This window comes from Nevskia ramosa DSM 11499, assembly GCF_000420645.1.
GTDB lineage: Bacteria > Pseudomonadota > Gammaproteobacteria > Nevskiales > Nevskiaceae > Nevskia > Nevskia ramosa.
This window is the reverse complement of record NZ_ATVI01000006.1, coordinates 938,239-953,133: the sequence shown is the minus strand read 5'-3', so window position 1 is coordinate 953,133 and position 14,895 is coordinate 938,239. Positions and strand designations below refer to the sequence as shown.

General features: G+C 66.0%; 10 protein-coding genes. 2 read left to right on the top strand and 8 right to left on the bottom strand.

The genetic code is table 11. From position 1 onward, the window contains the following. Positions 1-2: 2 nt before the first annotated feature. The 8 genes from G513_RS0111245 to G513_RS0111210 all read right to left on the bottom strand — a co-directional run bounded on the left by G513_RS0111245 (position 3) and on the right by G513_RS0111210 (position 10,185). Positions 3-425, bottom strand: coding sequence for a hypothetical protein (locus G513_RS0111245; RefSeq protein ID WP_022976946.1), 423 nt, complete (start codon positions 423-425; stop codon positions 3-5). A 34-nt stretch (positions 426-459) separates the two neighbouring features. Beyond that, positions 460-1,170 (bottom strand): hypothetical protein, encoded by a 711-nt coding sequence (locus tag G513_RS24905; RefSeq protein ID WP_022976945.1) that lies wholly within the window; start codon positions 1,168-1,170, stop codon positions 460-462. A gap of 39 nt (positions 1,171-1,209) precedes the next feature. Beyond that, a complete protein-coding gene (locus G513_RS0111235; protein WP_156891552.1) occupies positions 1,210-2,394 on the bottom strand; it encodes a hypothetical protein in 1,185 nt (394 codons plus the stop codon). Between the two features lie 94 nt (positions 2,395-2,488). Continuing rightward, on the bottom strand, positions 2,489-5,617 hold the full coding sequence (locus tag G513_RS22610; protein ID WP_022976943.1) for an efflux RND transporter permease subunit: 3,129 nt from the start codon (positions 5,615-5,617) through the stop codon (positions 2,489-2,491). Further along, the gene (locus tag G513_RS22605) at positions 5,614-6,918 is read right to left on the bottom strand and encodes an efflux RND transporter periplasmic adaptor subunit (RefSeq protein ID WP_022976942.1); all 1,305 of its coding nucleotides are present in this window, start codon (positions 6,916-6,918) and stop codon (positions 5,614-5,616) included. Before G513_RS22605 ends, G513_RS22610 begins: the two co-directional genes overlap by 4 nt. After that, on the bottom strand, positions 6,918-8,222 hold the full coding sequence (locus tag G513_RS0111220; RefSeq protein ID WP_084711461.1) for a TolC family protein: 1,305 nt from the start codon (positions 8,220-8,222) through the stop codon (positions 6,918-6,920). The genes G513_RS22605 and G513_RS0111220 overlap by 1 nt, the downstream gene beginning before the upstream one ends. A 57-nt stretch (positions 8,223-8,279) precedes the next feature. After that, positions 8,280-8,675, bottom strand: a complete 396-nt coding sequence (locus tag G513_RS0111215) for a CopL family metal-binding regulatory protein (protein WP_022976940.1) — start codon at positions 8,673-8,675, stop codon at positions 8,280-8,282. A 34-nt stretch (positions 8,676-8,709) separates the two neighbouring features. After that, entirely contained in the window at positions 8,710-10,185 is a 1,476-nt protein-coding gene (locus G513_RS0111210) for an aldehyde dehydrogenase family protein (protein WP_022976939.1), read from the bottom strand. A gap of 310 nt (positions 10,186-10,495) precedes the next feature. Here G513_RS0111210 and G513_RS0111205 point away from each other — a divergent pair, with 310 nt between their 5' ends. Both G513_RS0111205 and G513_RS0111200 read left to right on the top strand, forming a co-directional pair. Further along, a complete protein-coding gene (locus G513_RS0111205; protein WP_022976938.1) occupies positions 10,496-12,208 on the top strand; it encodes an AMP-binding protein in 1,713 nt (570 codons plus the stop codon). Positions 12,209-12,553: 345 nt separating this feature from the next. Then, entirely contained in the window at positions 12,554-14,860 is a 2,307-nt protein-coding gene (locus tag G513_RS0111200) for an enoyl-CoA hydratase-related protein (RefSeq protein ID WP_022976937.1), read from the top strand. Positions 14,861-14,895 lie beyond the last annotated feature (35 nt).

Genomic DNA, 14,895 nt, shown 5'->3' with positions numbered 1-14,895 from the left:
GCTCAGCGCTTGCGGTTGCGAATCTCGTCGAGCACACGACTGACCGCGGCCTTCGCACTCGCTGCCGTGCCGCCCGCGCTGAACTCGCGAACGATCACGTCCTCGACCTTGCGAACCACATCGTCAACCGTGACATCGCCGATGTGCGCGCTGGCCCGGCTCGATGAAGGGCCGGTGGCGTGATAGCCGCCGATCGCGCCGTAGATGTTGATCCGTTCTTCGAGATCGCGGGCGACGTCGAGCACCTCGTAGAACGGCGTGCCCAGGCGACCGCCCTTCCTGGTTAGCAGCGAATAAACGGCGGCGATGATCGACACCGGCAGCAACACCACATTCAGCAGGTTGCCGAGCACCAGCTTCAGCTGGAACACCAGCACATCGCGAACGTAGGGCCAGCGGCTGTTGTCGGGGCTAGGAGTGTTCATGGGACGAGTCTAGTGCAGCGACTGCGGCGAGGCGCTAGCGGCTGGCCAGGCACTGCTTCAACTCATCTCGCGCGGCGTGCCCGGAATGCCACTCGATGCTGCCGATAGCCTTGCCCTCCTGCTCGAGATGGAAGTCCAGCTTGTCGTCCATGCCCTGCAGGGCGGCGTCGATGGTCGGCACGGCGAAGGCCAGGATCGGCGTCTGCCACTGGCCGATGTTGAAGTTGAAGACGCGCACCGTCGCCGCCGGATCGCTGCCCTGCTTGAGCGTGACCGGAATGATCGTTGGCTTCGCGGACTTCGGGAATTCGCTGTCGTCGAGCGCCGAGAAGATCATCAGCGCGCCGCGATAATCGCCGCCGGGGCCGAGCACCGTGACGCTCATGCCTTGCCGGGCGAACATCGCCGCGCAGTATTCGCCGGGCTTGGCGCCCGAGAACGCCTGGAAGTGCTGCCAATAGCCATCCTCGTATTTCTTGCGAGCGTCGCTGGACAGCAATTCCTGCTTGCTGGTCTCCACCGCCTGCTTGGCGTTGATCTCTTTTTTCGTCGTATCCATGATGTTGCCGAGCACGTCGAAAGATCCGGCGGCGCTGCTCGCCGAGGCCTGATCGGCAGTGCAGCTCTTGCCGTCGCTGGCCACCGTCATGCCTTTCGGACAAGCGGTTGCGGCCTGCACGGCGGCGGGTAGCAGTGTCGACGCGGCAGCGATGGCGAGTGCTGCGCGGACCGAATGGGATGTCATCGTCTTGAGCCTTCCATTGCGTGAAGAAGCTGAGCCGATCTAGTTCGGCGCCTTGAGCAAGCTGTCGCACCAGGCCCGGCCATTGCCGAGCGCGTTCTGGTCGATCCAGACCCGGACGTCGGCGACCCGCCAGGCGTCCTGCTTGTCGCGCATGGTGATGAATTCGACGTTGCACTCGGAGTAATTGCCTTCCTCCCAGGTGGCACCGCTCTTCATGTCGACGACCTGCGCGGTGTTGTCGAACACCCGCTGGTACTGGAGGAAGCGCTGGTTGCCGGCTTCGTTGAGGCGCGGATTGCCCATCGCCGACACCACTTCGTCTTCGGGGCGGCCGACCCAGGTCGGAATCAGCTTGTCTTCCAGCTTGTTGCGCGGGCGGTTCTTGCGCAGGCTCGCGGCACGGTCCTGGAACTCGAACTCTGCCTGCATGCGGCTCAGGTTCGCCTCCATGCTCTTGCGCGCTTCGGCCAGTGCCGGCTCGGCCTCCTTGCGCAGCGCTTCGAGCCGCTTGATCGCAGCCTCCTTCTCTTCCGGTGTCGGCGCTGTCGACCACTTGCCGCTCGGATCCGGACGCTTGCCATCGAGCACCACCTTCCACCACAGCGAGGTCCAGGCGAAATCGAGGAAGTCGTTGGCCTGGTTGTAGCCGATCAGCATCAGGTCAGACGGCAGATCAAACTTGGCGATGGCCTTGCCGAAACCGGCCTCGTCGAACGCGGCCGGCGGCTTGCGCATCGACTTGCGGATCGCCTGTTCGAACGCGTCAGCATTGCAGGCAATGCGGCCGGCTTTCATCAGCATCGGCGCGTCCGAGGTCTTCCAGTCGCTGGCGGCCATCGGCTCGGGCTTCAGGTCGATGCGTCGCACCAGATAGCTGTTCTCGCCGATGCGGAACTTGACTGGGTCGCCCGCCTTGAGCGGCGTCGGCTTGTTCTTCGGGTCGAGCGCAAGCTCGGCCGGGCACTCGAACTGCAGGTGCATGGTCACCCATTCGGGCTTCGCGGCGCTTTCGTAGACAGCCGTGACGTCGATCTCCTTGACGGCGATCGGGCCAAAGATCTGGTCCATCGGCGTGCGATTCGAGATCACCCGCACATCGGCGAAGAAAGCCTCGCGATCACCTTCGGCACCCTGCAGGTGAACGATGGCCCCGATGGCCAGCGCGTTTCCCGACGACAGCAGGAGCGCAGCCAGCAGCAGGATCGGCATAGCTCGCATGTTCACTTGCATCCCTGACCGTGACAGGTGGCGATAGTCACCCAGGTTCGTGATCGGCGGCAATTCGAGCCAGTGGCTGCTCTGGCGATGCAACCACCGATCACGCCACGAGCCGGCGTCCGCGCAGCAGCAGATACGCGGCCGGCAGCACGAACAACGACAGCAACGGCGCCGAAATCATGCCGCCGACCATCGGCGCCGCGATCCGCCGCATCACTTCCGAACCGGTGCCGCCACCGATCAGGATCGGCAGCAGGCCGGCGACGATCACTGCGACAGTCATCGCTTTCGGCCGCACACGCAGCACTGCGCCTTCCTCGATGGCTTCGATCAGGCTGGCTCGCGTCAACGAGGCACCGCGTCTGGCGATCGCCTGATCGAGGTAGATCAGCATGATCACGCCGAACTCGGCCGCCACACCGGCCAGCGCGATGAAGCCGACGGCGGAGGCGATCGACAGGTTGTAGCCGAGCGCCAGCAGCAGCCAAAGCCCGCCAACCAGCGCGAACGGCAAGGTCGCCATGATCAGCAACGCCGGCACGAAGCTGCGGAAGGTCAGATACAGCAGGATCAGGATGATGAACAAGGTGAACGGCACCACCAGCTGCAGGCGCTTCTCGGCTCGCTCCAGATATTCGAACTGCCCAGACCAGGCCACCGAATAACCAGCCGGCAGCTTCAGCTTCGCGGCGACCAGCGCCTGGGCGTCGTGGACGTAGCCGCCCAGGTCGCGGCCCCCTATGCCAGTTGCAATGTCGACATAGACCCAGCCGTTGAGTCGCGCGTTCTCGCTCTTCAACTGCGGCGGGCCATCGCTGATGGCGATCTCGGCGACTTCGCCGAGCGTGATCGTCGCTCCCGCCTGGGTGACGATCGGCAGCACACGCAAGGCGGCCACCGAATCGCGCAGTTCGCGCGGATAACGGAGGTTGATCGGGAAACGCTGCCGGCCTTCGATGGTCTCGCCGATATTCTCGCCGCCGATCGCCAGGGTCACGACTTGTTGCACATCGGCGATCGACAGGCCCAGCCGCGCCGCCTTCAACCGATCTGGCCGAACGTCGATGTAGCGCCCACCGCGCACTCGTTCGGCATAGACCGAGCGAGTGCCGGGCACGTCCTTCAACAGGGTTTCGATCTGGGTACCGATCTGCTCGATGACCTTCAGATCAGCGCCGGCGATCTTCACGCCGACCGGGCTCTTGATGCCGGTGGACAGCATGTCGATGCGGTTGCGGATCGGCTGCACCCAGAGATTCGCGAGGCCCGGAATCGCCAGTGCGGCGTTCAACTCGTCGATCAGCACGTCCTGCGATTTACCAGCGTCCGGCCAAGCGCTGCGCGGCTTGAAGCGGATCGTCGTCTCGAACATTTCCAGCCCGGCCGGATCGGTGGCCGACTCGGCACGCCCGGCCTTGCCGAATACGCGCTCCACTTCCGGGAATTGCATGATCAGCCGATCGGTCTGCTGCATCAGCTGCGAGGCCTTGTCCGTCGACAGGCCCGGCAAGGCCGACGGCATGTACAGCAGATCGCCCTCGATCAGCGGCGGCATGAATTCGGTGCCGAGCCGCGTGATCGGGATCAATGCCGACAGCATCAGCAGACCCGATGCGACGAAGGTCGCCACCGGATGACGCAGCACGAAAGCGAGTGCCGGCCGGTACACGGCGATCAGCACCCGATTCAGCGGATTGCGCTGTTCGTCCGGAATCCGGCCGCGGATGAACAGCAGCATCAGCACCGGAATCAAGGTCACCGACAAGCCCGCGGCTGCCGCCATCGCATAGGTCTTGGTCAGCGCCAGCGGGCCGAACAGCTTGCCTTCCTGCGCTTCGAGCGTGAACACCGGCACGAAGCTCAGGGTGATGATCAAGAGACAGAAGAACAGCGCCGGGCCGACTTCCACAGCCGACGCGGTGATGATCTTCACCCGCTCCTCGAAGCTCAGCGTCTCGCTGCGGCCAGCGTGCTCGAGATGTTTGTGGGCGTTCTCGATCATCACCACCGCCGCGTCGACCATCGCGCCGATGGCGATGGCGATGCCGCCGAGCGACATGATGTTGGCGTTGAGGCCCTGCGCCTTCATCACCGCGAACGCGGCGAGAATGCCGAGCGGCAGGCTGACGATCGCGACCAGCGCCGAGCGCAGATGAAACAGGAACAGCGCGCAGACCAGGGCGACGACGATCATCTCCTCGATCAGCCGCGTCTGCAGCGTGCCGACCGAGTTCAGGATCAGCTCGGAACGATCATAGGTCGGCACGATCTCGACCCCTGCCGGCAAGCCCGGTTTCAGGCTTTCGAGCTTGGCGCGCACGGCGCGGATGGTCGCCAGCGCGTTCTTGCCGGAACGCATGACGATGATGCCGCCGACCGCTTCGCCCTGGCCGTCCAGCTCGGAAACACCACGCCGCAGCTCGGGGCCGATCTGCACGCGGGCGACATCGCCGAGCAGCACCGGCACACCGGCGGCGCCGAGGCCAACGGGTATCGCGCGGAAGTCGTCGAGCGTCTTCAGATAGCCGCTGGCGCGCACGGCATATTCGACTTCGCCCAGCTCCAGCACCGAGCCGCCGGCTTCGTTGTTGCTGGCGCGCACGGCGTCGATCACGGTGCTGATGGTGGTACTGGTGGCGCGCAGGCGATCCGGATCGAGGACGATCTGGTACTGCTTGACCAGGCCGCCGACGCTGGCCACTTCGGCGACGTTCTCGACGCTCTTCAGCTCGTACTTCAGGAACCAGTCCTGAATCGCGCGCAGCTGCGAGATGTCCAGGCGATTGCTGCGATCGACCAGTGCGTACTCGTAGATCCAGCCGACGCCGGTGGCATCCGGGCCCAGCGTCGGCCGTGCGGCGGCAGGCAGGCGTCCGCTGACCTGATTGAGATATTCCAGCACTCGCGAACGCGCCCAGTAGAGATCGGTGGCGTCATCGAAGATCACGTAGACGAAGGAATCGCCGAACATCGAATAGCCGCGCACCGTACGCGCGCCGGGCACCGACAGCATCGTCGTGGTCAGCGGATAAGTGACCTGATCCTCGACCACCTGCGGCGCCTGTCCGGGCCAGTTGGTGCGGATGATCACCTGGGTGTCGCTGAGGTCTGGAATTGCGTCGAGCGGCGTGGTCAGCGCGGCGCGCGTGCCCCATAGCGCCAGCAGTGCAGTGACCATCAGCACCAGCACGCGGTTGCTGATCGACCAGCGGATGATCGCGGCGATCATGGCTGATGGCCTTGATGGCCTTCGTGGCCGGAGTGCGGATCAAGCATTGGCTGCGGTGACTCGGCAGCAGGTGCCGACAACCGATCCAGCGCCCCGCGCAGACTCGCTTCCGAATCGATCAGGAACTGTCCGCTGGCCACCACCTGCTGCCCTTCGCTCAAGCCTTCGAGCACTTCGATGCGTTCGCCGACCTCGACGCCGGTACGCACGGCCACTGGCCGGAAGCGCGCCTCGTCTTCGGCGATCAGCACGACGCTGCGCGTGCCGGTGCGGATCACCGCTTCGGTTGGCACAGTCAGCGCTTCGGCACGCGCCGCACCTTCAAGCTGCACGGTCGCGTACATGCCGGGCCGCAGACGCGCGCCGGGATTCTGCAGCGCGATGCGCAGCTTCACGGTGCGGGTTGCGCCGCTCAGTTCCGGGTAGACGTATTCGACCTTGCCGGCGAAGGCTTCGCCCGGAACGGCGGCGACGCTGGCGCTGGCCGCATCTCCGGGCTTGATCGCTGCGCCCTGCGCTTCCGGTAGTTCCGCGGCCAGCCAGACGGTGTCCAGACTGGCGATCTGGAACAGGGTGATGCCCGGGCTGAGCATCGCGCCCTGGCGTGCGCCGAGTTCCATCACGTAGCCGTCATTGCTGGCGACGTACTCGACTCGGCGCTCGGCCTGACCGCGCGCGGCGATCCGGCGAATCTGTGCATCGCCGAGTCCGAACAGCGCGAGTCGGGCGCGGGAAGCGTCCTTCAGGCTGGCGTCGCCGCTGCGCTGCGCGAGCAGGAATTCATCCTGCGCGGCGAGCAATTCCGGCGAATAGACCGACGCCAGCAATTGGCCGCGCCGCACCGGATCACCGACCGCGCGCACCGCCAGCTGCTCGACCCAGCCGGCCGCACGAACCTGCACGGCTTCGATGCGGTGCTCGTCGACGGTGATCACGCCGGCTGCAAGCAGCCGCTGCGTCAGCGCCTGCCGCTCGACCGTCGCCAGCCGCACGCCCAGGTTCTGCACCACTCTCGGATCGATGCGGAAGGCGCCGTCAGCGTCCTGCGCCGAACCGGGTTCCGCTGGCGCATCGACGTACTTCGGCACCAGTTGCATGTCCATGAACGGCGATTTGCCAGGTTTGTCGAAATGGCTCTCCGGCACCATCGGGTCATACCAGTAAAGCGGCTGAGGTTCGGTGGCGGTCTGCTCGGCGGGCTCCACTTGTTTGCTTGGTCGGAACAGGAACGCGGCGAAGACAGCGATGACGGCAAGCGCCGCCAGGCCAAGGAGCAAGGAGCGATTCAGGGAACGGTTCATCAGTGGGCTCCTGCGGCGTAGGTGTCGGCAGTGGCGCCGAGGTAGCGCAGCGCCAGCGCGTGGCGGCTGCGGTCGGTTTCGAGATCGAGACGGCTCAGCCGCATGTCGAGCGCCGCGCGACGAGCTTCGAGCACGGCGGCGAGACTGCCGCTGCCGGCCGCCCAGGCGAGACGCGCCGCTTCGATGCGGGCATCGGCTTCGGGCAGGATGGTTTCGTCGTAACGGCTCAGGCGCTGGCCGAGCAGGGTCCAGTCCCAGTGGTTCAGGCGCAGCTCGGCGGCGTGTTCGCGCCAGCTGTCTTCGCGCAGCGCTTCGGCGCGCGCCAGCTCGGCTTGCCGCGCAGCAAGGCCGCGATCCTGGCGATTGGCAGTGAATACCGGCAGATCGATGCCGACCTGCAGGTTGATGTAATCGCTGAATGCGGGCCGATGGCCGTAGCCGACTTCGACGCTGAAATCCGGCCGGTAGGCCTGCTTCGCCAGTGCCACGTCGGCGGCCGCCACTTCCACTTCGGCGGCAGCGATATCGACATGCGGATGGCGGCGCAGCGCTTCCAGCATCGCGCCGAGTGGCGGCGGTTCCGGGAACACAGGCGTGCCAGCCGGCAGCGGCGCGTAAGCCGCCTCGCCGAGCCAGCGGGACAGCGCACCGCGTGCGTGATAACCGTCCTGTTCGAGCTTGGCGATCTGGTCACGCAGCAGTTCCAGCGCGACGGTGGCGGCACGGACATCAGCCTGCGCGCTGCGGCCATTGCGATAGGCGATGCGCAACGCATCAAGCTGCAATTGCGCTTCGCGCTCACTGGCGCGCGCCAGGGTCAGCGCCTGCAGCGGCTTCCAGACATCGAGCCAGGCAAGGCCGACATCGCGCTCGATGCTCAAGCCGTCCTTGCGCAGCTGGCGCTCGGCCAGCCCGGCTTCGGCGTCGATGCGCTCGCCGCGCAGCCGGCGCTTGTCGGCACGCGGAAAGGCCTGCGCAATGCCGACGGTGAACTGGGTGTCGTTTTGCCGGGTGAGGGTGCCGACGTGATCGCCGGTGATGGTCAGATCGCTGACGCCGCCCTTGAGCTGAGGATCAGGCAGCTGCCGCGCGGCGACTGCCGATTCGCGCGCGGCATCGATCGCCAGCGCCTGTGCTTCGAGCATCGGCTGATGATCGACGGCGATGCGTCGCGCGGCATCGAGCGTCAGCACCTCGGCAGGCGGCGGTTCAGAAACTTCGAGCGCAGCGACAGGCAGCGCAGCCAGCCCGAACAGCAGGGTGGCAAGCGTGCACCAGGCACGCGGCAACAGAGGGTGAGACATGGACGGCTCCGCAATCAGCGCAACGCACGCCGGAAGAAATCCGGCGCGGAATCAGCGTCAGACGGCGGTAGCGATCGGAGGTCGGAACGGGTGAGGCGGCGCTGCGTCGGCGATGACCGAGGTCATCGCGGCAGGCAGTGACGCAGGAGCAGGCAACAGGTTCAGCGCGAGTACCGGCATCGGCAGCGCCGCGCTGCCGCAAGCCGCCGCGCACAGGCAGTGAGCGCCGGCATCGCAGCAGGAAGACTTGGCCGGAGCAGGTGTTTCATCGGCAGTAGCCGAGTCCTGCATGCCGGCCATATCGTGGCAGTGCTTCATCGGCGTGGTCTCGTGAACCGAGACCGGCGCCTTTGACGCCATCGCCAGCATCGCCGGCGCCATCGCAGCCGACACCGCACCCTGCCAGAGCAGGGCGAGGATGGTCAGCAGCGAGATGGCGATTCGGCGGTTCATTGGCTCCGGAAAGACTGTGCAGCGGGCGTTTGGTTCAGACCGTCTTCATCAACAGGCTGACGATCTTGCGCATCCTGTCGGTGTACGGCGGGAAGAACATCTTGGCCAGCATGATGCGCGTGCGGATCACGGCGCGTTCGTGCGAGAAATCCTTGAAGCCGTAATGGCCGTGGGCGCGGCCGATGCCGGAGTTGTTGACGCCGCCGAACGGCAGGTTGCCGTGCAGGAAGTGCACCACCGTGTGGTTGATGCAGGTGCCGCCGGCCGAGGTCTTCTTCAGCACTGCGTTGATGGTCGGCTCGTGCTTGCTCCAGACGTACAGCGCCAGCGGCTTCGGATCGGCGTTGATGCGGTCGATCACGTCGTCGATCTGGTTGAACGGGATGATCGGCAGCAGCGGCCCGAAGATTTCCTCGGACATGATCTTGGCGTCGGCCGGGATGTTGTCGATCAGCGTCGGCGCGATGTAGCAGTCGCTTTCGTCGACCTTGCCGCCGGTGAGCACCGTGGCGCCCTTGGCGGTGGCGTCATCGAGCAGGCCGCGGATACGCGCCGTGTGCCGAGTGTTGACGATGCGGGCGAGGAACGGGCTCTGCTGCTGGCTGGCGGCATCGGCGCCGTAGCTGGTTTCGAGCACTGCCTTGCACTGGCGCACGAACTCGTCCTTGACCGAGGCGTGCACGTAGATGTGATCCGGCGCGATGCAGGTCTGGCCGTTGTTGGTGAACTTGCCCCAGAGGATGTTCTGCGCGGCGAGCTTCAGATCCGCCGTGGCGTCGACGATGGTCGGGCTCTTGCCGCCCAGTTCCAGGGTGACGCTGGTCAGATGCTTGGCGGCGGCGGCCATCACCACCTTGCCGATCGCCGGCGAGCCGGTGAAGAAGATGTGGTCGAAGGGCAGCGCCAGCAGCGCGCTGGAGACAGCGGCATCGCCTTCGAAGATCGCCACTTCGTCCGGGCTGAAGTTTTCCTTGACGATCTTGACCATCACCGCCGATAGATGCGGCGTCATTTCCGACGGCTTCAGGATCGCCGTGTTGCCGGCGGCGAGCGCCGAGATCAGCGGGCAGAAGGTCAGGTTCACCGGGTAGTTCCACGGCGAGATGATCAGGGTGCGGCCCTTCGGCTCGTACTGCACCCAGCCACTGAGGCCGAAGGTCATGCGCGATGGCCAGACCGACATCGGCTTCATCCACTTCTTCAGGCCGCGCATCGCGTCATTGGCTTCGGCGACCACTGGCAGCACTTCGGTCAGATCGACTTCGGCTGGCGGCTTCTTGAAGTCGGCAGCACCGGCGGCAATGATTTCCGCGCTGTGCGCGAGCACCGCGTCCTTGAGCTTCTTGATCTTGGCCAGACGCTCGTCGAGCGTCGAGGTGCGCAGCCGCAAGGCGGTGGCGCGCTGGGCCTCGAACACCTGGCGGATCTCGGTCTCGCTGACCTGGGACTGGAACTGCGAGGCGGACGGCGCGGCGTTCGCGGTCGGAAGATAGGAAACGACAGTGCTCATGGACGGAACTCCTCGCGTGGTGCTGCCTGGAAAGCGGATCGTGGCGGCCCTCATTCCGCGCTAGCGCGATGCTTCGGGGCCCAGCGTCCGGCGCTGCTTGTTATTGAATAACTGTTCAAGCTTAAAAAATAAGCGGCTGACGTACCAGCCGCCATTCGTCACCGTATGGCTGGGCCCGACGAACGCAGTCCGGAATCCTCTGCCGATGTCCGTTTCGCACCTTCCCTGTACCGGCCTGCCTCGGCATCATCGCCCGACCATCCGATGCCGCCGGCCAAGACCGCGGCCACCGTTTTTCGAGGAGAAACGCTTGTCCGACGTCAAAGCCGATACCGCCCAGAAAAGTGATTACCTGCCGTTGAGCCTGCTCGCCCACTGGGCGCAGACCACGCCCGAGGCGATCCACCTGAGCCAGCCACTGGCCAATGGCGAGTGCCGCGACTGGACCTGGGCGCAAGCGCAGGCCGAAGCGCAGCGTATGGCTGCGCACCTGCTTGCACAGGCTTGGGAACCGGGTTCGCGCATCGCCTTGCTGTCGAAGAACAGCGCCTGGTGGTTTCTCGCCGATTACGCGATCTGGATGGCCGGCCATGTGTCCGTGCCGATCTACCCATCGCTGACCGGCAGCTCGGTGCGCTACGTGCTCGACCACTCCGAAGCCAAGGCGCTGTTCCTCGGCAAGCTCGATTCCGATGATCGCGACGCCATGTGCGGCGGCATCCCGGACGGCCTGCCGGTCATCCATCTGCCCAACGCGGCACCGCCGATTGCTGGCGCTCCGGTTACCGAATGGGACGCGATCATCGCTGCCACGCCGCCGTTGACCCAGGTAACGCCGCGCCGCATCGACGAACTGGCGACGATCATCTACACCTCCGGCACCACCGGCACCCCGAAAGGCGTGATGCACAGCTTTGCCAGCCTGGTCGCCTCCGCGAAGCTGCTGACCACGGTGTTCGGTACCAGCCGCGACGATCGGCTGATCTCCTACCTGCCGCTGGCCCATGTCGCCGATCGCGTCGCCTCCGAACTGCATTCGCTGGCCAGCGGTTGCCGGGTCTGGTTCTCGCAGGGGCTGGACACTTTCGCCGCCGATCTGCAGCGCGCCCGGCCGACGTTCTTCTTCTCCGTGCCCCGGCTGTGGACCAAGTTTCGCCAAGGCGTCAACGCGAAGATTCCGCAAGCCACCCTCGCCGCGATGCTGGCCGATCCGGTCAAGGGCCCGGCCGTGCGCCAGCAGATCCTCAGCCAGCTCGGCCTCGACGCCGCGCGAGTCGCAATGTCCGGCGCCGCGCCGATTCCACCGGACATGCACCACTGGTATCGCGATCTCGGGCTGGAACTGCTCGAGGTCTACGGCATGACCGAGAACATGGCGATCTCGCACATCACCCGGCGTGGGCGCGCTCGCATCGGCTATGTCGGCCAGCCCGCGGACGAGGTCGAAGTGCGCATCGATCCCGCCAACCGCGAAGTGCTGGTCAAGAGCCCGGGCATGATGCTCGGCTACTTCCGCGAGCCCGCGAAAACCGCCGAAGCCGTCACACCGGACGGCTACCTCCGCACCGGCGATGTCGGCGACATCGACGCTGATGGCTACTTCCGCATCACCGGCCGCGCCAAGGAAGCATTCAAGACCGCCAAGGGCAAGTACGTGGCCCCGGCCGGCATCGAGAACCGACTCGGCGCGCACCCGCACATCGAAGCCGTCTGCGTCGCCGGCCTCGGCTACCCGCAACCGTTCGCATTGCTGATGCTGTCCCCCGCCGTCGCCGACCAGCGCAACGACGAATCCGGCCGCGCCGCGATCACCGCATCGCTGGCCGCACTGCGCGAACAGGTCAACACCCAACTCGATCCCCACGAGCGCCTCGACTGCCTGATCGTCGTGCCAGACGCCTGGACTGTCGACAACGGCCTGGTGACGCCGACGTTCAAGGTCAAGCGGTCGGCGCTGGAGGCACTTTATGGGGCGTCATTCGAGGCTTGGGTGGGGCGGCGGGAGGGGGTGGTTTGGGCTTAGTGGCAGGACGCTAACTGCGGGTCGTCGACTTGCGGAGATTAGTTGCGGACTTGAACGTTTGTTTGCCGGACGGCCAACCGCTACAGCCGACAATTAGCCGCCATCGGGCACGCTCTCACTTCTTGACTTAGTCGTCAGCCGCCCCCCCTCTCCCAACCCTCTCCCGCGAGGGGAGAGGGCTATGGGTTCCGCGCTGGCTGCAGGTCTCCCCTCTCCCCTTGCGGGAGAGGGCCAGAAGCATGCTTCTGGCGGGGAGAGGGGAAACGGTTACCAGACTTACCGCCCCCACCTTCGGCATGATCGCGGCTTCAGCGCTTTTTCAGTTCGCGATCCTTCGGAGCAAGCATGCAAAACCTCGACAGCCTGCCGGTAATCATCGGTGTCGGCGACATCACCGATCGCCCGGAGAAGGGCCAGTCCGGCCATGAGCCGATGCGCCTGATCGAGCAGGCCGCGCGTCTCGCCGATCAAGACGCAGGGGGCGGCTGGCTTGCGAAGGTCGATCAGCTTTACGTGGTGCCGCAGCTGACCTGGCCCTATGAGGATCTGCCCGGTCTGGTCTCCGAAACCCTGGGCATCAAGCCGATGGTGATTCCGACCGAAGGCATCAGCGGCGATTCGCCAGTGCGTTATCTGATGCAGGCCGCGGTCGCGATCGCAAACGGCGCAACCGGCACGGTGATGATCTGCGGTGCCGAGGCTTTCGGCTCGGTGAAGGCGGCGGCGATGCAGCGCAAGCAGCCGGATGGCTGGACCAAGGTTTTGAAAGCGGCGCCGATGCTCGATGGCTCGGCCTATGTCACCAAGCTCGCCGCCCGCTACGGGCTCAAGGACCCGACCGAGGTCTACACGCTGTACGAGAACGCCACTCGTGCCGCCTGGGGCAAGAGCGCTACTGAAGCGCAGAACGAATCCGCCGAGCTGTGGGCGCGTTACGCCGAGGTCGCCGCCGACAATCCGCTGGCCTGGGATCGCAAGGGCCACAGCGCTGCGGAGATCGCGACGCCGACCTCGAAGAACCGGCCGATCTCGTATCCCTATCCAAAGCGCATGGTCGCCCAGCTGTTCGTCAATCAGGGCGCGGCGCTCATCGTCACCTCGCGCGGCGCGGCACTCGCGGCCGGCGTGCCGGAGGACAAGCTGATCTACGTCTGGTCCGGCGCTGGCGCGACCGACATCGACGATTTCCTGTCCCGACCGGACTTCAGCAGCTGCCTGCCGATGGCGACGGCGCTGCAGCGCACCCTGGCCGTCAATGGCTTGCAGGCCAGCGATCTCGATGCGATGGAGATCTACAGCTGCTTCCCCTGCATTCCGAAGCTGGCGCTGCGCGCGCTCGGCCCGGTGCGCAACGAGGTGGCGCCGAGCGTCACCGGCGGCCTGAGTTTCTTCGGCGGCCCGCTCGGCGATTTCATGAGCCACGCGATCACCGCGATGGTTCGCAAGCTGCGTGCTGGCGACGCGAACACCGGCCTGCTCTACGGCAACGGCGGCTATGTCACCAAGCACCACGCCGCCGTATTGGCGACGCGGCCTCCGGCCAAGCCGCCGCAGGATATCGATCTGCAGGCCGAAGTCGATGCCGCGCGCGGGCTCGCGCCGGCGGTGCTGGACAGCTACGAAGGCCCGGCGACGGTCGAGTCCTATCTGGTCAAGTACGACGGCGGCGGCGATCCGCAACTGGCCACCATCGTGGCCCGCACGCCGGACGGCGCGCGCACCGTCGCCGCCATTCCGGCTGGCGATCTGCGCGCCCAGGCCTTGCTGATCGAAGGCTCGCGCGAACCGATCGGCTTGCCGGGCAGCATTGCCTTGGTCGATGGGCAGATGCGCTGGAGCTTCGAGGCTGCCGATCTGCCGCCGGTCGGCGCGCCCGGCAGCCCGGTGCTGCTCGAACGCCGCGATGGCTACGTCGCCGTGGTCACCCTGAACCGGCCGCTGCGGATGAATGCGGTCAATGCTCGCCTGGCGCGCGCGGTGGCCGAGATCATCAAGGTCACCGAGGCCGATCCGGAGATTCGCGTCGTCGTCTTCGCGTCGTCGCGGCCGGAGGTGTTCTGCGCCGGGCTCGATCTGTCGGCGATGTCGAACCCGCGCGCGCTGCAGGAGCTGATGGCCGTCGAAGGTGGCTTTGCCGGCTTCGTCAACGCCGTGCGCCGCAAGCCCTGGATCGCCGCGGTGCGTGGTCAGGCGCTCGGCGGCGGCTTCGAACTGGCGCTGGCCTGCGAGCTGATCGTGGCGGCCGATGACAGCAAGTTCGGCCTGCCCGAGGTCAAGCGCGGCATCATCGCCGCCGCCGGTGGCGTTGCCCGTCTGCCAAGAGTGCTGCCGCGCAATCTCGCGGCCCAGGCGATCCTGACCGGCGAGCCGATGGCCGCCGAACTGCTGCATCGCCATGGCGTGATCAACGCGCTGGCACCGGCGGATGAGGTCATCGAACGCGCCGTCGAACTGGCGCGCTCGATCGCGGTGAACGCGCCGCTGGCGATCGGCGAAAGCATCAAGCTGCTGAAGTCCTGCATCGACGAGAGTGACGCCGAACTGTCGCGGCTGAGCATGGAGGCCGGCGGCCGGCTGATGATGTCCGCCGATGCGCGCGAAGGCGGGCAGGCGTTCATGGAGAAGCGGGCGCCGGTCTGGAAAGGCAAGTAAGGTCCTTCAGCCGCCAACCGGCAGCAGCCTTTCCG